Source organism: Nocardioides sp. CFH 31398, assembly GCF_022436705.1.
GTDB lineage: Bacteria > Actinomycetota > Actinomycetes > Propionibacteriales > Nocardioidaceae > Nocardioides.
The window spans coordinates 1-17,858 of sequence record NZ_JAKUHT010000027.1; the positions used below are offsets into that span (position 1 = coordinate 1).

The window sequence follows — 17,858 nt, forward strand, 5'->3', positions numbered from 1 at the left end:
GTCCCGGGGCCGGGGGGCCTCCGCGTCCGGGGGGGGGGGGGCGGGGGGGGGGGGGGGGGGGCGCGGGGGGGGGGGGCCGCCGGGGCCCCCCCCGGGGGAGGTGCGGTCGCGGATGCGGTCGAGGCGGTACGCCGGCTCGACGTCGTCCACCGCGTCGTGCATCAGGCCGCGGAGCTCGACGTCGTGGCCGGGGTCGCGGCCGTCGCGGCCGCCGCCCGACCCGCGCAGACGCCTCATCGCTCGGCCTCCAGCAGGTCGCGGAGCTTGGCCGCGCCGCGGGACGCGTGGCTCTTCACGGCGCCGCGGCTGATGTCGAGGATCTCGGCGATCTCCGACTCGGACGCCTCCGCGTAGTAGCGCAGCACGAGGACCTCGCGCTGGCGGCGCGGCAGCCGGGCCAGCGCCTCGACCACGGTGCGGCGGCGCTCGGTCAGCAGGGCCATGCGGTCGGGGTCGCCGTCCCGCGGCGCCCCGCCCGGGTCGGAGCGGGCGGCCTCGGAGACGAGCCGGCGGCGGTGCCGGTCGACGACGCCGGCGTGGCGCAGCGCCGAGCGGGACCGGTTGACCACCGCCTGGCGCAGGTAGGCCAGCGCGCGGTCGGGGTCGCGCAGGCTGGACCAGCGTCCGTGCATGGCGACGAAGGCGTCCTGGACGACCTCCTCGGCCAGGGGCACCTCGCGGACCAGCAGCACCGCGAGCCGCACGAGGCTGCGCCAGTGGGCGGCGTACAGCTGCTCGAGGGCGTGGTCGGCACCCCACCCGTCGGCCGTGGGGTCGGCGGTCGTGCCGGTGTGCGTCACTGGTCCCTCCGGGCTCGCGGGCCCTGGTCGCTGGTACGTGATCACGCTAGTGGGACGCATGTGGTCTGCCGGGGGTTGTCACGTCCGGGCGCGTCGTCGGAGCGGACGGCCGTAGGGTCCGCTCATGAGCGACCCCGACTGCCTGTTCTGCAAGATCGTGGACGGCGAGATCCCCGGCGACGTGGTGCACTCCACCGACCACTCCGTCGCCTTCCGCGACGTCAACCCGCAGGCCCCCACGCACGTGCTGGTGGTCCCGCGGGGCCACCACCGCGACGCCGCGGCCCTCGCCGCCGCGGACCCGGCCGGTGTCGCCGACCTGGTCGACGCCGCCGCCCACGTGGCCGCCGCCGAGGGCCTCGAGGGCTACCGCCTGGTGTTCAACACCGGCGAGGCCGCGGGCCAGACGGTCTTCCACACCCACCTCCACGTCCTCGGCGGCCGCCCGCTGTCCTGGCCCCCCGGCTAGAGAGCCGAGTCGGCACGTCTGCGCAGGCTGGGGACGTCGAGTCGGCACGTCCGCGCAGGCTGGGGACGTCGAGTCGGGAGATCGTGCCGACCCGGCCTCGAGGGGTACCGAGGGGTGCCGCCGGATTCTCGGTGGGACCCTGCGAGGGGCCGCGATATCCTCGAGGGGACAGGACACACCCTCAGGAAGGCCGTAGCAGCCCTTGACCGACGACACCACGCAGACCGTCTCCCAGGTCGTGATGGTCCCCAACAGCATCGACATGGTCACGCTGCTCGGCCCTGCCGACGAGCACCTCGCCCTGGTGGAGCGCGCGTTCGACGCCGACGTCCACGTGCGGGGCAACCGGATCACGCTGACCGGCCCGCCGGCCGAGGTCGCCCTCGCCGAGCGGCTGCTCGACGAGATCGTCACGATCATCCGCACCGGCCAGGGCATGAGCGCGGAGACCGTCGAGCGCGCCATCGCGATGATGCGCGAGGAGACCGCCGAGCGCCCGGCCGAGGTGCTCAGCCTCGACATCCTCTCCAACCGCGGCCGCACGATCCGGCCGAAGACGCTGAACCAGAAGCGCTACGTCGACTCGATCGACAAGCACACGATCACCTTCGGCATCGGCCCCGCCGGTACCGGCAAGACCTACCTGGCCATGGCCAAGGCGGTCCAGGCGCTGCAGAAGAAGGAGATCACGCGGATCATCCTCACCCGCCCGGCCGTCGAGGCGGGGGAGCGGCTCGGCTACCTGCCGGGCACGCTGAGCGAGAAGATCGACCCGTACCTGCGCCCGCTGTACGACGCGCTGCACGACATGATCGACCCGGAGACGATCCCGAAGCTGCTCGCGGCCGGGACCATCGAGGTCGCCCCGCTGGCCTACATGCGCGGCCGCACGCTCAACGACGCGTTCATCATCCTCGACGAGGCGCAGAACACCTCGCCGGAGCAGATGAAGATGTTCCTGACCCGCCTCGGGTTCGGCTCCAAGATCGTCGTCACCGGCGACGTCACCCAGGTCGACCTGCCCGGCGGCGTGAAGTCGGGCCTGAAGGTCATCCAGGGCATCCTCGACGGCGTCGACGACATCGTGTTCAACCAGCTGACCAGCCGGGACGTCGTCCGCCACCGCCTCGTCGGCGCGATCGTCGCGGCGTACGACGCCTTCGACAACACCCCGGAGCAGAGCCGCCGGGCCGCCGCGCCCGACCGCCGCCGGTGATCGAGGCGACCGACGAGTCGGGCACCGACCTCGACCTCGACCCGTACGTCGCCGTGGCGGCGCACACCATGGCGTGGATGAAGGTCCACCCCGGGGCCGAGCTCTCGGTGACGGCGGTCGACGAGAGCGCGATGGCCGAGCTGAACGAGCGCTGGATGGACAAGGAGGGCCCGACGGACGTCCTGGCCTTCCCCATGGACGAGCTGCGACCCGGGGACGGCGTCGAGGGGGTGCTCGGCGACCTCGTGCTCTGCCCGACCGTGGCCGAGCGGCAGGCCGCCGAGGCCGGCCACCCGGTCCGCGCCGAGCTCGAGCTGCTGACCGTCCACGGCGTCCTGCACCTGCTCGGCTACGACCACGCCGAGCCCGAGGAGCACCGCGAGATGTTCGGGCTGCAGGACGAGATCCTCGCCGCCTGGAGGAACGGAGACCCCACCCCGTGAGCGACGAGAAGACCCTCGCCCCCGAGGACGCGAAGCTGCTGACGCTGGCCCGCGCCACCCGTGCCCGCACCCGCGCCGCGGAGGGCGCGGCGGTGCGCGACCTGGACGGCCGCACGTACGCCGCCGCGACCGTCGACCTGCCGTCGCTGCGGCTCTCCGCGCTCGCCGGCTGCGTCGCCATGGCGGTCGCCTCGGGCGCGGCGGGCCTGGAGGCGGCGCTCGTGCACACCGCCGCCGACACGGTGAGCGACGCCGACCTCGCCGTCCTGCGCGACCTCGCGGGCTCCGACGTCCCCGTGCACACGGCCGGCGCGCAGGGCGTGACGGCCACCACCACGACCTGACTCCGGGAGGAGTACGTTGCCGGGAGTGACCGGCAACGTGGTGGGTGCAACCGAGCACCTGGAGGCCGTGGAGCGGCTCCGCCGCTCCTACGACGCCCTGCCGGTCGACGCCCCGGTGCGGCTCGCGAAGTCCACGACGAACCTGTTCCGGCCGCGCGAGGCGACGGGCAGGGGCCTCGACGTCTCCGGTCTCGCCGGCGTCGTCTCGATCGACCCCGTCGCCCGGACCGCCGAGGTCCAGGGCATGTGCACGTACGCCGACCTGGTCGACGTCACCCTCGCGCACGGCCTGGTGCCCCTCGTCGTCCCCCAGCTGCGCTCCATCACCCTCGGCGGCGCGGTGGCCGGGCTGGGCATCGAGTCCACGAGCTTCCGCCACGGCCTGCCCCACGAGTCGGTGCTCGAGATGGACGTCTTCACCGGCGCCGGCGAAGTCGTGACCACCCGCCCCGGCGACGAGCTCTTCGACGCCTTCCCCAACTCCTACGGCTCGCTGGGCTACGCCACCCGCCTGCGCATCGAGCTCGCCGCCGTCCCGCCGTACGTCGCCCTGCGCCACCAGCGGTTCTCCTCCGCGGGACTCCTCGCCGCGGCCGTCGCCCGGATCGCCGAGAAGGGCACCTGGAAGGGCGAGCGCGTCGACGCGCTGGACGGCGTCGCCTTCGCGCCCGGCGAGCTCTACCTGACGCTGGCCCGCTGGACCGACGAGCCCGGCCCGACCTCGGACTACACCGGCGAGCGCATCTACTACCGCTCCCTGCAGCAGCGGGCCGCCGACCGCCTCACCACCCACGACTACCTGTGGCGCTGGGACACCGACTGGTTCTGGTGCTCGGGCGCCTTCGGGCTCGAGGACCCCCTGGTGCGCCGGCTGTGGCCCCGACGGCTGCGCCGCTCCGACGTCTACAGCCGCCTCGTCGGCCTCGACCGGCGCTACGGCGTCGTCGACCGCCTCGACGCCCGCGCCGGGCGACCACGGCGCGAGCGCGTGATCCAGGACGTCGAGGTCCCCGTGGGCCGCCTCGCGGAGTTCCTCGGCTGGTTCGACGCCGAGGTCGGCATGCGCCCGGTGTGGCTGTGCCCGCTGCGGCTGCGGGGCGAGGCCGCCGGGGGAGGACCGGGCCGCACCTGGCCGGCGTACCCGCTCGAGCCCGGGACGACGTACGTGAACGTCGGCTTCTGGGGCACGGTGCGGGTCGGGGACGGCGCCGAGGACGGCCCGCTGAACCGCGCGATCGAGACCCGCGTGCACGAGCTGGGCGGCCACAAGTCGCTCTACTCCGAGGCGTTCTACGACCGCGCGACCTTCGACGCGCTCTACGCGGGCGACCACCTCGCCGCCGTGAAGCGTCGCCACGACCCCCAGGACCGGCTGACGAGCCTCTACGACAAGGCGGTGAAGCGACGATGACGATCACACGCGGGACCCACCACGGGACCGACTCGCTGACGATCGGGCAGGCCCTCGAGACGCTGCTGCGCGACGGGCTGCCCGTCCGCTTCACGGCGTACGACGGCAGCGAGGCGGGGCCGCCGGACGCCGACATCGGCCTCGAGCTGCTCACCGAGCGGGGCCTGTCGTACCTGCTCACCGCCCCGGGCGACCTCGGCATGGCCCGCGCCTACGTCTCCGGTGACCTGGCCGTGCACGGCGTCCACGAGGGCGACCCGTACGAGGCGATGCGCCTGCTCCAGAACCACCTCGTCTTCCGCCGTCCGGGCGCGGCCGAGCTGGTCCGGATGGTGCGCGGCCTCGGCGCCGCGCACCTGAAGCCCCCGCCGCCGCCCCCGCAGGAGCACCTGCCCCGCTGGCGGCGCGCCGTCGAGGGCCTGCGGCACTCGTTGAGCCGTGACGCCGAGGTCATCGGCCACCACTACGACGTCTCGAACCGCTTCTACGAGCTGGTCCTCGGACCGTCGATGACCTACACCTGCGCCCTCTACCCCTACGACGGTGCGACGCTCGAGGAGGCCCAGGCCGCCAAGTACGACCTCGTCTGCCGCAAGCTCGGCCTGCGCCCCGGCATGCGGCTGCTGGACGTCGGGTGCGGCTGGGGCGGGATGGTCCGCCACGCCGTCCGCGAGTACGGCGTCACCGCGCTCGGCGTGACCCTGTCCCGCGAGCAGGCCGCCTGGGCCACCGAGGCGGTGGAGCGCGAGGGACTGTCGGGCTCGGCCGAGATCCGTCACGCCGACTACCGCGACGTGACGGAGTCCGGGTTCGACGCCGTCAGCTCGATCGGGCTGACCGAGCACATCGGGGTCGCGAACTACCCGGCGTACTTCGGCTTCCTGCGCGACCGGCTCCGCGACGGCGGTCGGCTGCTCAACCACTGCATCACCCGTCACGACAACCGGATGCGGTCGACGGGCGCCTTCATCGACCGCTACGTCTTCCCGGACGGCGAGCTGATCGGCTCCGGCCGGATCATCACCGACGCCCAGGACGCCGGGCTCGAGGTGCAGCACTCCGAGAACCTGCGCGTCCACTACGCCCGCACCCTCGCCGGGTGGACCCGCAACCTGGTCGAGCACTGGGACGAGGCCGTCGCCGAGGTCGGCGTCGGCACCGCCCGCGTGTGGGGGCTCTACATGGCCGGCAGCCGGCTCGCGTTCGAGCGCAACGAGATCCAGCTCCACCAGGTCCTCGCCACCCGCACGGGCGACGACGGCGACTCCGGCTACCCCCTGCGTCACGAGTTCACCTGAGCCGGTCGGCGCCGGAGCCGGTGGCTAGGGTTGTCCCGATGACCCGGCGCGCCCAGCAGTACGACGTCCAGGTGCTGCGCCGCGAACGCCTCGGTGAGCACCTGGTGCGGCTGCACCTCGGCGGGCCCGGTCTCGACGGCTTCGCCTCGACCGGCGTCCCCGACGAGTGGGTGGGCCTCGTCGTCCCCGGGCAGTTCCAGCACCGCTACTACACGCTGCGCTTGGTGGGTCCCGACGCGCTCGTCGTCGACGTCGTCGTCCACGCCGAGGGGCTCGTGACGCAGTGGGCGGAGCGCGACTGCACCGGTGAGACGGTCACGATCACCGAGCCGAAGGGCTCCTTCTCGATGCCGGGGGGCGCCGGCTGGCTGCTGCTCGTCGCCGACCTCACCGGGCTCCCGGCGATCGCCCGGATCGCCGAGTCCCGGCCGGCGGGGCTGCCCTGCCGGGTGTGGGTGGAGTCCGCGGACGACCTCGGCGACTACCTCCCGTCAGGCGACGGCCTCGAGGTCACCTGGGTCCGGCCCCCGGCCGGCGCGACCAGCGCGCTGGCCGACGTCGTGGCGGCCATCGACTGGCCCGCCGGCGACGGCTACTTCTGGATGGCGGGGGAGTCGGCCCAGATGCGCGCGATCCGCAAGCACCTGCGCCACGACCGGGGCCTGCCGGCGTCGTCGTACGACGTGATGGGCTACTGGCGCGACCAGGTCCGCCAGCGCCGCGCCGTCGACCCCGGTCCGATCTACGCGGCCGGCAAGGCGGCGGGCAAGACGGACGAGCAGATCTGGGACGACTACGACAGGGCGAGGGAGGCCTGATGAGCCTGTTCGGTGAGGTCCCCGAGGGCTTCCGCAGCGGGTTCGCCTGCTTCGTGGGGCGCCCCAACGCGGGCAAGTCGACGCTGACCAACGCCCTGGTGGGCAGCAAGGTGGTCATCACCAGCTCGCGCCCGCAGACCACGCGGACCGTCGTCCGCGGCATCGTCCACCGCCCCGACGCGCAGCTCGTCCTCGTCGACACCCCGGGCCTGCACCGGCCCCGCACGCTGCTCGGCGAGCGCCTCAACGACCTGGTCCGCACCACCTGGGCCGAGGTCGACGTCGTCTGCTGCTGCTTCCCGGCCGACCAGCCGATCGGCCCGGGCGACAAGTTCCTCGCCGGGGAGGTGGCGAAGGTGCGGGGGACGACGTTCGTCGCGCTCGCCACCAAGACCGACCTCGTCGGGCCGGACCGTCTCGCCGAGCACCTCGTCGCGATCGACGCCATGGGACGCGACCTCGGCATCGACTGGGCCGAGATCGTCCCCGTCTCCGCCGTCGCCGGCCACCAGACCGACCTGCTCGCCGACCTCCTCGTCGCCCGGATGCCGGAGGGCCCCCCGCTCTACCCCGACGGCGACCTCACGGACGCGCCGGAGGAGATCCTGGTCGCCGACCTGGTCCGGGAGGCCGCCCTCGAGGGCGTCCGCGACGAGCTGCCGCACTCCATCGCCGTCGTCGTCGAGGACATGGAGCCCCGCGACGACCGCCCGGACGACAAGCCGCTGCTCGACGTCGTCGCCTCGCTGTACGTCGAGCGCGACAGCCAGAAGGGCATCGTCATCGGCCGCAAGGGCTCCCGCCTGCGCCAGGTCGGGACGGACGCGCGCAAGCAGATCGAGGCGCTCCTGGGCACCCCGGTCCACCTCGAGCTCCGGGTCAAGGTCGCCAAGGACTGGCAGCGCGACCCCCGCCACCTGCGCAAGCTGGGCTTCTGACGCGAGTCGGCCCGAACGGCCGCCTGCGGGACGCCGAGTCGGCCCGAACGGTTGCCTCCAGGACGCCGAGTCGGCCCGAACGGCCCCCTCCAGGACGCCGAGTCGGCCCGAACGGCCCCCTCCAGGACGCCGAGTCGGCCCGAACGGCCCCCTCCAGGACGCCGAGTCGGACCGAACGGCCGCATGGAGGACGCCGAGTCGGCCTGGGAGAGGGGCGGCCAGTTCGGCCGAGCCGCCCGGAAGCTGTACTTCTGACGTCGTTCCCGACTCGACGCCGCCGCAGCCGCTGTCCACAGATCGACCCCACATGCGGGGGTACTCCCCTGACGAACCGTCGCGCCGGACCCTTCTGGACGACCGAACTTCAGGGGACTACCTCACGGCTGGGCTCGCTGCTGTGGATGACGCGTCGCCACGGTGTGGGGCCGACTGGGCGTCGTACGACGGTGCGTTCGGGCCGACTGGGCGTCGTACGACGGTGCGTTCGGGCCGACTGGGCGTCGTACGACGGTGCGTTCGGGCCGACTGGGCGTCGTACGACGGTGCGTTCGGGCCGACTCGGCGTCTACGCCGGGGTCCAGCAGACGCCGTAGCGCTGGCCGGCGTCCCACTGCTCGGCGGTGGGGTACTCGTAACCGAAGCGGAAGTTCAGGGGGTCGGGGGCGGCGTCGCGGGCGGCGTCCTCGCAGACGCCGTCACCCGCGCCGGAGACCTGGTCCTCGCCGGGGTAGTCCTCGGTGTCGGCGAGCGGCACCGTCGCGATCGCCCGCCAGGAGGCGTCGTCCGCGCTGCACGGGACGCGGTCGAACCCGTCGGTCCCCGGCTCGGCCGTGGCGCACAGCGCGTACGCCGCGGCGGCGTCGGGCCGGGAGAACAACCCCTCCAGCCGGCCGGTCAGCGGCAGCAGCTCGCCCTGGCGGGCCAGCGCGATGACGTCGCAGCGGTACCAGGACGCGCCCTCGTCGGACTGCTCGACGGTGGGGGAGAACCACACCGCCCGCAGCACGCTCAGGCGCAGGTCGTCCTCGCTGCCGCCGAGGAACTCGGCGAGCCGCGGCGGGCACTGCTCGGCGGGCTGGGCCTGCGCCCGCTCGGAGTCCACCGCCAGCAGGTGGCCGTCGACGACGAGGTCGAGGTCGCCGACCGCGAAGGTGCGGGAGGTGTGTTCGGTGGTGCACTCGACGGGCTCCACCTCGCTCGTGGGCGCCAGCGCGTCGTCGAAGCCCAACGGGTAGCAGGTCTGCGGCTCGGGCCTCGTGGCGGCTGCGGGGTCGGGCTGGTCGCCCTCGGTGGTGGACGGCGTCGCGGACGACGGGTCGACCGACGACACGGCCGGGCTGGGCGAGCCGCCACTCGCCGGCTCGTCCGACCCGCCGCCGCAGCCGGCGAGCACCAGCAGGCCGGTGAGCGCGCCGGCGACCAGCAGGGTGCGGGAGGACACGGTTACTGCTCCTTCGCCCAGCAGATGGAGCGGCGGTTGCCCGCCTCCCACTGGCCCTCGCCGAAGGCGGTCCAGCCGAACTCGTAGTCGAGCGGGTAGCCGAGCAGCGCGCCGACCTGGCTGGAGCAGGCGTCACGGCTGGTCACCTCGACCACCCGGTCGCCGGGCCACGGGTCGTCGTCCTCGCCCACCGGGACGGTCGACACGGCCCGCCACGTGTGCGGCTCGGTGCACGGGACCTTCTCGCCCTCGGCGACCGTGGGGCCGTCCGCGCAGACGGTCCAGCGGTCCTGGGGGACGCCGGACAGCAGACCCTCCGCGGTCTCGGGCAGGTCGACGTACCCGCCGTCGGTCACCCCGCCGCCGACGGCGTCGCAGCGGTACCACCGGGCCCCGCGGTCCCAGGCCTCCTCCGAGGGCCGGAACCAGGCCCAGCTGACGACCGAGCGCATCACCCGGGACTCGTCGCCGCCGACGAAACGACCGAACGCCCGCCCGCAGGTCCGGTAGGCGAAGGCCCCGAGGTCCGGGTCGTCGTACGACGCCTCCTCGAACCGGCCGGGCAGCTGGCCGACCGCGAAGGTCTCGGCCGTGTGGGGCTCCGCGCAGTCGACCGGGTCGGTGCTGTTGCTGGCCTGGGCGACGTCGTCGGGCGTCAGCACGCGGCACAGGCCGACCTCGGGGACCTCGACGGTGTCGGCCGAGACCTGCTCGGGGTCCTCGTTGTCACCACCGCCGCACGCGGTCAGCAGCAGGGGTGCGGCGAGGAGGAACCCGAGGCGGCGGCGCACCGGTGGGCGGACCTCCGCCATGTCACCCCTCCCGGGTCCCGCGAGCGCGCGTCACGCGCCGATCAGTGCCGCGATCGTAGCGCCCAGCTCGTACGCCGCCGCGGTGTCCGCCTCCTCCACGTCGCCCAGGACCGCCAGCACCTCGGCCGCACGCCGCCAGGGCAGGGCGCCGGCGACGGCCAGCACCGAGCGCTCCGCGCCCTCGGTGTCGTAGCGGCCGTGCACGTAGAGCCCGAACGGGATCCGACCGCCCGGCGCACCGCCGGCGGACCCGTCGTCGGACAGCGAGCCGCCCGCGTCCAGGAAGACGGTGTCGAAGAAGTGCTTGAGGGCCCCGCTCATGTAGCCGAAGTTCGCGGGCGTGCCGAGCAGGACGCCGTCCGCGGCGAGCAGGTCGTCGGCGGTGGCCTCGAGCGCGGGCCGCGCCACGACGTCCACGCCGGCGACGGCGTCGTCGGAGGCCCCGGCGAGCACGGCGTCGGTCAGCGCGCGGACGGCGGGCGTCGGGGAGTGGTGGACGACCAGCAGGCGGGCCATCCGGCGAGCGTAGGGCCCGGTCGCGCTAGGGTGGTGGCGATGACGCGCCAGCGACTCCTCCTTCGTCGCCGCAGCGGGGCCTGAGAGCCGGTCCCCTCGCTGCGGAGAGCACGCCTGCGCCGGCTGGACCACCCAGGCCGCCCAGGCCGTCTCCACTCCGCACAGACGAGGACCATCGAATGCCGTTCCAGACCCCCGAGGCGATCCAGAAGCCCAGCGGGATGCCCGTCGGGCGATACTCCGCCTTCCCGCCGATCGACCTGCCCGACCGCACCTGGCCGTCCCGGACGATCACGCAGGCCCCCCGCTGGCTGTCCACCGACCTCCGTGACGGCAACCAGGCGCTGATCGACCCCATGACGCCGAGCCGCAAGTCGGCGATGTTCGACCTGCTGGTGCGCATGGGCTACAAGGAGATCGAGGTCGGTTTCCCGGCCGCGAGCGAGACCGACTACGCCTTCGTCCGCCAGCTCATCGAGGGCGACCGCATCCCCGACGACGTCACCATCTCCGTGCTGACGCAGGCCCGCGAGGACCTCATCGAGCGGTCCATCCAGTCGCTCGTCGGCGCCCGCAAGGCCACCGTGCACCTCTACAACGCGGTCGCGCCGCTGTTCCGCCGCGTGGTCTTCCGCGCCGACCGCGACGAGGTCAAGGACATCGCCGTCCGCGGCACCGAGCTGTTCATGAAGCACGCCGACAACCTGCTCGGGGCCACCGTGATCGGCTTCGAGTACTCCCCGGAGATCTTCACCGGCACCGAGCTCGAGTTCTCCGTCGAGGTCTGCGAGGCCGTCTGCGACGTCTGGCAGCCCGACGAGCACCGCGAGATCGTCCTCAACCTGCCGGCGACCGTCGAGATGTCGACGCCCAACACCTACGCCGACCAGATCGAGTGGTTCTCCCGCCAGCTCACCCGGCGCGACGCGACCGTCATCTCGCTGCACCCCCACAACGACCGCGGCACCGCGGTGGCGGCGACCGAGCTGGCGCTGATGGCCGGCGCGGACCGCGTCGAGGGCTGCCTGTTCGGCCACGGGGAGCGCACCGGCAACGTCTGCCTGGTCACCCTCGGCATGAACCTGCTCAGCCAGGGCGTCGACCCGATGATCGACTTCTCCGACATCGACGAGGTCCGGCGCACCGTCGAGTACTGCACCCAGCTGCCGGTCCATCCGCGACACCCGTACGCCGGCGACCTCGTCTACACCGCCTTCTCCGGCTCCCACCAGGACGCCATCAAGAAGGGCCTCGAGGCGCTGGAGGCCGAGGCGGCCGCGGCCGGTCACGACGTGTCCGAGCACCCCTGGGAGGCGCCGTACCTGCCGATCGACCCGAAGGACGTCGGTCGCAGCTACGAGGCCGTCATCCGGGTGAACAGCCAGTCCGGCAAGGGCGGCGTCGCCTACCTGCTCAAGGCCGAGCACAAGCTCGACCTGCCCCGCCGTGCGCAGATCGAGTTCAGCCGGGTCGTGCAGGAGCGCACGGACGCGGACGGCGGTGAGCTCACCGCGGCGCAGATCTGGGAGGTCTTCAGCGCCGAGTACCTGGAGCGGACCGCCCCGCTCGCGCTCGACTCGGTCCGCACCTGGTCCGAGGAGGGCGAGCAGGACGGCCTGCGGGTCGGCGTCCGCGTGGACGGCGAGGAGATGACGCTGCACGGGTCGGGCAACGGTCCGATCGCCGCGTTCGTCCAGGCCCTGGCGACCCTCAAGGACGCCCACGGCGAGACGTACGACGTGCGCGTCCTCGACTACGCCGAGCACGCCCTGTCGTCGGGCGGCGACGCCATCGCCGCGGCGTACGTCGAGTGCGCCGTGGGGGAGAAGGTGCTGTGGGGCGTCGGCCTCGACGCCAACATCGTCACGGCGTCGCTGAAGGCCGTGGTCTCCGCCGTCAACCGCGGTTGAGCGGACCCGTCCGGGGCAGCCGGGCGGGCTCGGCGCCCTGCTGCCCGGTCGCCCCGGACCCCATCGCCGCCCCGGTCCGGGCGGGCCGGGCGGCGACCGGGCGGGCCGGGGTGTCCTGGAGCGGCAGGCGCACGGAGAAGGTGGTGCCCGCCAGGTGCGCGGAGCGCACCAGGATCCGTCCGCCGTGGGCCGCGACCACCGAGTGGACGATCGACAGGCCGAGCCCGGTGCCCTGGATGGCGCGGCGCTGGGCCGTCGTCGACCGGAAGAACTTGGTGAACAGCCGGGACTGCTCCTCGGCGGGGATGCCGATGCCGGTGTCGCTGACCTCGAGCAGGGCCTCGCCCGCCTGGGCGCCGACCGTGATCTCGATGCGGCCGCCGTCGTCGGTGAACTTCACCGCGTTGCTGACGAGGTTCACGAGCACCCGGTCGAGGTGCTCGGGGTCGCCGTGGACGACGACGCAGTCGTCGCCCGCCCCGGGCAGCCGGTAGGTGACGGCGAGGTCCCGCCCGTGCAGCAGCGGCACGAGCGTCTCCTTGCTCCGCTCGACCAGGGCGCCCAGGTCGACGTGCTCGCGCCCCAGCTCGGCGGCGCCGGACTCGAGGCCCGACAGGGTCAGCAGGTCGTCGGCGAGGCCGATCAGCCGGTCCGCGTTGCGGGCGATCGCGTCGAGGAACGGAGCCTGGTCGGCGCGGGGCTCGTCGACGGTGCCGTCGCGCAGCATCTCGGTGTAGCCCACGATGCTGGTGACCGGCGTCCGCAGCTCGTGGCTGACGGTCGAGACGAAGTCGTTCTTGGCGTGGTCGAGCGCCTGCAGCCGCTCGACCGCGGTGCGCTCCTTCTCCAGCGCCTGCATGAGGAGCTGCTGGCTCTGGCGCTGCTCGGTGACGTCGCGGCCGATGCAGAGGAAGCCGACGCCGAGGTCGGGGTCCGCGACGATGCTGAGCGTCGTGGACACGGTCCGGGTCGACCCGTCGGCGTGACGCCACTGGAGGTCCTCGGGCACGGGGGGCTGGCCGGGCTGGATGTCGAGGGTCAGGCGGAAGAAGGACTCCTCGGCCGTCTGCAGCGCGGGGTCCACCCCCCAGCGCTCGAGGCACTGCTCGGGGTCGAAGACGTCGACGAACGCCGACCCGACGGCCTCCTCCGCGCTGCGGCCCAGCAGACGCTCGGCGCCGGTGTTGAAGAAGGCGATGCGGCCGTCGGAGTCCGCGCCGATGATGACGGTGGTCATGGCGGCCTCGAGCAGCTGGCTCACCATGAGGCGCTGCCGGCGCTCGTCGGTGACGTCGATGCCGGTCATGATCAGCAGGTTGGGGGTGCCGTCGGGGTCGCGGGCGAAGTCGGTGCTCCACAGCACCCGCCGGCGACCACCGTCGCGGCACAGCAGCTCCGCCTCGGAGGACTTCGGCAGCTCGCTGTGGGGGAGGTCCGCGATGGCCCGCCGCAGGTCGCCCTGGCGGTCGGCGGGCAGCAGCTCCCACACGAAGCGCCCGACGAGGTCGTGCTCCTCCCAGCCGAGCATGGCCGTCGCGGCCGGGTTCGCGGCCACGAGGATGCCGTCGACGTCGACGATGAGGATCAGGCACGCGGCGGTCTCGGCGACCGCACGGCTGAGCTCGCGCTCGCGGTCGGCGGCGCGGTGGGCCTCCCGGACGGGCGTCAGGTCGACGAGCTGCGCCGAACGGGTGTCGCCGGCGTCGGTGCCGCGGGGCCCCGAGACGGCGACGCCGATGCGGGTGCCGGCGCGGCTCGTGAGGCTGACCTCGTCGCGCCAGGCGTCACCGTCGAGGACGCAGCGGCGCACGGCGTCACGGTCGACGTCGAACAGGTCCTGCAACCGGCGTCCGAGCACCTCGTCGCGGCGTCCGCCGATCATGTCGCCGGCCACGTCGTTGAGGTCGATGACGACGAGGTCGCCCTCCTCCTCGTGCAGCTCGAGGAGGCCGACCACGGACTCGGAGAAGCTGCGGCGCAGGTTCCGCTCGCTGTCCAGGACGCGCGAGAGGAGCTCACGGCGCTGCTCCAGGGCCAGGGCGAGCGGGAGGGCCACCAAGACGGCGCAGATGACGTACGACTGGCTCAGCGCGGCGTAGAAGTAGGCGGCGTAGGTGTCGCCGGCGGTCGTGGCGAACAGGCCGACCCCGAGTCGGGCCGCCACGGTGATCGCGACGGCGAGCGCGATGAGCTCGACGACGACGACCCGCGTGCCGAGCCGCAGCCCCGCCCACACGAGCAGGGGGAGCGGGGCGAGGGCCAGCAGCCCCGCGCTGGTCGGCTCGGACACGGTCAGCGCGAGGGCGAGGGCGAGCGCGAGGCCCTGGACGGTGGTCTCCCAGCGCGGGGCGCGGACGCGCCGCTGCCCCCGGAAGGCGAGCGCGGCGGCCACCACGGTGAGCGTGCCGGCGAGGTGGGACGCCGTCGTGTTGCGCAGCAGGGCGAGGAGCTCGCCGCCCGCGCCCTCGACGGCGACGGTCAGGACGACGAGGGAGGAGCAGGCCAGGGCGCCCAGCGACGAGGCGAGCGCGATGCGCCAGAAATCGTCCAGCCGGCTCAGCGGGTTCTCGCGCCCGGTGCGTCCGTGGCCGAGCAGCACCCTCAGCACGACCGTCGCGACGGCGACCTCGGCCAGCACCGCGACGCCGAACGGGACGGACAGCTCCAGGGTGCGACCACCCAGCCAGATGGCGAGCGTGGAGACCGGCCAGCACAGCGCGACCAGCGCGGTCGCCGCCCGGCGCGAGGCGAGGAACGCGAGGACCACCGCGTAGCCGGACGCCGGCCACCACGACGAGCTCGGGGCCCCCGCGGGCGCCAGGCCGACCGAGCTCCACGTCAGCAGGAAGACGCCGACGAGGCCCGCCGGCAGCACGAGGCGTGCCGGCAGGGCACGCTCACGCAGCGGCTCGACCCGGGACATACACCGAGTCTCGCGGCCCCGGGAGGGCTGACCTAGGGACTTGCGGATCCCTTGCAGAAGTCTCCCGTCGGCGCACAGCCTGCGGTCCCGCGGTCCGGGACGTCAACGGCGCGTCCGCCTACAGTGACCGCGTGCCCATCGGAGCCCCCTCCCCGCTCGTGTCCGAGCGCATCGGTCAGTTCTTCGTCGGCGAGGACGGCTCGCGCGACCGCCTCGAGTACACCGAGTACGGCTCGGGCGACGCGTGGGTGGTGCTGCTGCACGGCCAGCTGATGCCGCGGCGGATGTGCCAGCCGCTGGCGCGGTCGCTCGCCGCCGAGGGCCTGCACGTCGTCGCGCTCGACCTCCTCGGCCACGGACGCTCCGACCGGCCCGCCGACCCGCTGGCGTACTCCATGACCGCGTTCGGCTCCCAGGTCCTGGCGCTGCTCGACCACCTCGGCGCCGCCGAGGCCGTCGTCGGGGGGACCTCCCTGGGCGCGAACGTGTCGTTGGAGGTCGCGGTGGCGGCGCCCGAACGGGTCCGCGGCCTGCTGCTCGAGATGCCGGTGCTGGACAACGCGCTGGAGGCGGGCCTGATCGCCTTCGCCCCGTTGATGCTGGCCGGGCGCTTCCTGCCCTGGACCGTCGACGGGCTGCGGCTGCTGACCCGTCCGATCCCGCGCGGCCTGGTGCCGTTCTGGGCCGGGATCGTCCTCGACACCCTCGACCAGCGGGCCGACGCGCTCGCCGCCGTCGTCCACGGCATCTTCTTCGGCCGGGTGGCCCCGCCGTCCGTCGAGCGCCGGGGCATCACCGTCCCGGCCCTGGTCGTCGGCCACCCCTCGGACCCGATCCACCCGGCGGCCGACGCCGCCATGCTCGCCGGCGAGATGCCGAACGCCGAGTTCGTCCGCGCCCACAGCATCCTGGAGTGGCGGATCCGGCCGGCCCGCCTGGACGCCGTCGCCGGGGCCTTCGTCCGGGAGTGCTGGCGCTCCGCCGCGAAGCCCGCGAGCCGGGCCCGGCGCACGAGCCGGAGCGGGGGCCGGAGCACGAGCCGGCGCACGACCCGGCCTGCGGCCACGGGGACCTCGGACCCGGCATGATGGTGCGGTGCCCGTCTACTGCGACGAGGCGGTCGTCCTGCGCACGCAGAAGCTCGGCGAGGCCGACCGCATCATCACCCTGCTGACCCGCCGGCACGGGCGCGTCCGCGCCGTCGCCCGCGGCGCCCGGCGGACCACCTCGCGGTGGGGCTCACGGCTGGAGCCCTTCACCCACGTCGACCTGCAGCTCGCCCAGGGCCGGACCCTCGACGTGGTGACCCAGGCGGTGACGCTGGACCCGTTCTCCATCAGCCTGCGGGCCGACTACGACCGCTACACGGCCGGGACGGCGATGCTAGAGACGGCCGAGCGGCTGGTGGTCGAGGAGAAGGAGCCCGCCGTCCAGCAGTTCCTGCTGCTGGTGGGCGGCCTGCGAGCGATGACGGGCGCGGTGGCCGCGACCGGCGAGACCCGCCGTCCCGAGCAGGTCCTGGACTCCTACCTGCTGCGCTCCCTGTCCGTGGCCGGGTACGCGCCGTCGTTCGACGCCTGTGCCCGGTGCGGCGAGACCGGTGAGCACCGCTGGTTCTCCCCGGCCGCGGGCGGCATGCTCTGCGGACGCTGCCGCGTGCCCGGCTCGGCGACGGTGTCGGCGGGGACGCCGCAGCTGCTCGGCGCCCTGCTCGCCGGGGACTGGCCGGAGGTGGCGCGCGCCGAGGACCGCCAGCGCCGCGAGGCCGGGGGGATGGTGTCGGCCTACCTGGCGTGGCACCTCGAGCGCGGACTGCGGTCCCTGGCCCACGTGGAGCGCTGAGGTGGGCCGCAGCCCCGTGCGACCGACGACGGCCCGACCGCGCGGGCCGGGCCGTCGCGGCCGGTCAGGCGTTCGAGGTGTCCTTGCGTCGCGTCCAGTCCGCGACGTCGGAGTTGAAGCGGGACAGCAGGCGCAGGAACGAGACCTGGTCGTCCTCGGGCCACGAGCCCAACAGGGCCTCGAGGGCGGAGCGGCGCGCCTCACGGGCGCTGGCGACGGTGTCGCGACCCAGGTCGGTGAGGTGGAGGATCGTGGCTCGGCGGTCGGAGGAGTCCTGGATCCGCTCGACCAGCCCGAGGCGCGACACGGTCTGCACCTGGCGGGTGACGGTCGAGGGGTCGAGGTCGAAGGCCTGCGCGATGCGGCCGATGCGCTGCGGTCCCTCGTCGTCGAGGAGGCAGAGGATCGAGTAGCTGGAGCGCTCGATCTCTGCCTCGCTCGACCCGGCGACGTGCAGTCGGGGGCTGCGCCGGTGCAGGGTCAGGAGCTGTTGCTCGATCTCGGCGTTGATGCTGGACACGGGTGGTCACCTTTGTGCGGGGGCGGTCACGACGTGGGGGGAGGACGACAGTTTAGTGGGAAGTGTGTGTTTCAACTATCCATGAGCCGAGACGGAAGCCTGAAGAGATGCTCAAGGGCCTCGCGCAGGAGCGACTTGCGGCCCCCGACAGGCCCCG

17 protein-coding genes are annotated in these 17,858 nt (G+C 73.8%); 11 read left to right on the plus strand and 6 right to left on the minus strand.

Features of this window, described 5'->3' with window-relative positions:
* Positions 1-233: 233 nt before the first annotated feature.
* A complete protein-coding gene (locus tag MJ876_RS18090; protein WP_240238556.1) occupies positions 234-800 on the minus strand; it encodes a SigE family RNA polymerase sigma factor in 567 nt (188 codons plus the stop codon).
* Between the two features lie 124 nt (positions 801-924).
* On the opposite strand from MJ876_RS18090, the gene MJ876_RS18095 reads away from it, so the two are divergent.
* The 8 genes from MJ876_RS18095 (at position 925) to era (ending at position 7,737) form a co-directional block, all read left to right on the plus strand.
* Positions 925-1,269, plus strand: coding sequence for an HIT domain-containing protein (locus MJ876_RS18095; protein WP_240238558.1), 345 nt, complete (start codon positions 925-927; stop codon positions 1,267-1,269).
* A gap of 241 nt (positions 1,270-1,510) precedes the next feature.
* The gene (locus MJ876_RS18100; protein ID WP_240238613.1) at positions 1,511-2,485 is read left to right on the plus strand and encodes a PhoH family protein; all 975 of its coding nucleotides are present in this window, start codon (positions 1,511-1,513) and stop codon (positions 2,483-2,485) included.
* Entirely contained in the window at positions 2,482-2,928 is a 447-nt protein-coding gene (ybeY, locus tag MJ876_RS18105; RefSeq protein WP_240238560.1) for an rRNA maturation RNase YbeY, read from the plus strand. The genes MJ876_RS18100 and ybeY overlap by 4 nt, the downstream gene beginning before the upstream one ends.
* Positions 2,925-3,272: a cytidine deaminase gene (locus MJ876_RS18110; protein WP_240238562.1), complete on the plus strand. Its 348-nt coding sequence runs from the start codon at positions 2,925-2,927 to the stop codon at positions 3,270-3,272. Before ybeY ends, MJ876_RS18110 begins: the two co-directional genes overlap by 4 nt.
* A gap of 25 nt (positions 3,273-3,297) precedes the next feature.
* On the plus strand, positions 3,298-4,683 hold the full coding sequence (locus MJ876_RS18115) for an FAD-binding oxidoreductase (protein ID WP_240238564.1): 1,386 nt from the start codon (positions 3,298-3,300) through the stop codon (positions 4,681-4,683).
* On the plus strand, positions 4,680-5,981 hold the full coding sequence (locus MJ876_RS18120) for a class I SAM-dependent methyltransferase (RefSeq protein ID WP_240238566.1): 1,302 nt from the start codon (positions 4,680-4,682) through the stop codon (positions 5,979-5,981). Before MJ876_RS18115 ends, MJ876_RS18120 begins: the two co-directional genes overlap by 4 nt.
* A 38-nt stretch (positions 5,982-6,019) precedes the next feature.
* Positions 6,020-6,799 (plus strand): siderophore-interacting protein, encoded by a 780-nt coding sequence (locus MJ876_RS18125; protein ID WP_240238568.1) that lies wholly within the window; start codon positions 6,020-6,022, stop codon positions 6,797-6,799.
* Positions 6,799-7,737, plus strand: coding sequence for a GTPase Era (gene era, locus MJ876_RS18130; RefSeq protein ID WP_240238570.1), 939 nt, complete (start codon positions 6,799-6,801; stop codon positions 7,735-7,737). Before MJ876_RS18125 ends, era begins: the two co-directional genes overlap by 1 nt.
* A 565-nt stretch (positions 7,738-8,302) precedes the next feature.
* Here era and MJ876_RS18135 read toward each other — a convergent pair.
* Genes MJ876_RS18135 through MJ876_RS18145 form a run of 3 tightly spaced genes read right to left on the minus strand, consistent with a single transcriptional unit; the run spans position 8,303 to position 10,506 of the window.
* Positions 8,303-9,178 carry a septum formation family protein gene (locus MJ876_RS18135; RefSeq protein WP_240238572.1) on the minus strand — a complete coding sequence of 292 codons (876 nt, stop codon included), beginning with the start codon at positions 9,176-9,178 and terminating at the stop codon, positions 8,303-8,305.
* A 2-nt stretch (positions 9,179-9,180) separates the two neighbouring features.
* Entirely contained in the window at positions 9,181-9,990 is an 810-nt protein-coding gene (locus tag MJ876_RS18140) for a septum formation family protein (RefSeq protein WP_240238574.1), read from the minus strand.
* Positions 9,991-10,020: 30 nt separating this feature from the next.
* A complete protein-coding gene (locus MJ876_RS18145) occupies positions 10,021-10,506 on the minus strand; it encodes a flavodoxin family protein (protein WP_240238576.1) in 486 nt (161 codons plus the stop codon).
* Positions 10,507-10,685: 179 nt separating this feature from the next.
* Here MJ876_RS18145 and leuA point away from each other — a divergent pair, with 179 nt between their 5' ends.
* Entirely contained in the window at positions 10,686-12,416 is a 1,731-nt protein-coding gene (gene leuA, locus MJ876_RS18150; RefSeq protein ID WP_240238578.1) for a 2-isopropylmalate synthase, read from the plus strand.
* On the opposite strand, the gene MJ876_RS18155 is transcribed toward leuA, so the two are convergent.
* Entirely contained in the window at positions 12,403-15,339 is a 2,937-nt protein-coding gene (locus MJ876_RS18155; RefSeq protein WP_240238580.1) for a PAS domain S-box protein, read from the minus strand. The genes leuA and MJ876_RS18155 overlap by 14 nt on opposite strands.
* Positions 15,340-15,470: 131 nt before the next feature.
* On the opposite strand from MJ876_RS18155, the gene MJ876_RS18160 reads away from it, so the two are divergent.
* Together MJ876_RS18160 and recO are read left to right on the plus strand one after the other, a co-directional pair.
* Positions 15,471-16,427 carry an alpha/beta fold hydrolase gene (locus MJ876_RS18160; RefSeq protein ID WP_240238582.1) on the plus strand — a complete coding sequence of 319 codons (957 nt, stop codon included), beginning with the start codon at positions 15,471-15,473 and terminating at the stop codon, positions 16,425-16,427.
* Positions 16,428-16,434: 7 nt separating this feature from the next.
* Complete coding sequence (gene recO, locus MJ876_RS18165) at positions 16,435-17,181, plus strand: DNA repair protein RecO (protein WP_240238584.1); 747 nt, start codon at positions 16,435-16,437, stop codon at positions 17,179-17,181.
* Between the two features lie 64 nt (positions 17,182-17,245).
* Here the strand turns inward: recO and MJ876_RS18170 are convergent, their stop codons facing one another.
* Positions 17,246-17,701 carry a MarR family transcriptional regulator gene (locus MJ876_RS18170; protein ID WP_240238586.1) on the minus strand — a complete coding sequence of 152 codons (456 nt, stop codon included), beginning with the start codon at positions 17,699-17,701 and terminating at the stop codon, positions 17,246-17,248.
* Positions 17,702-17,858: the final 157 nt, after the last annotated feature.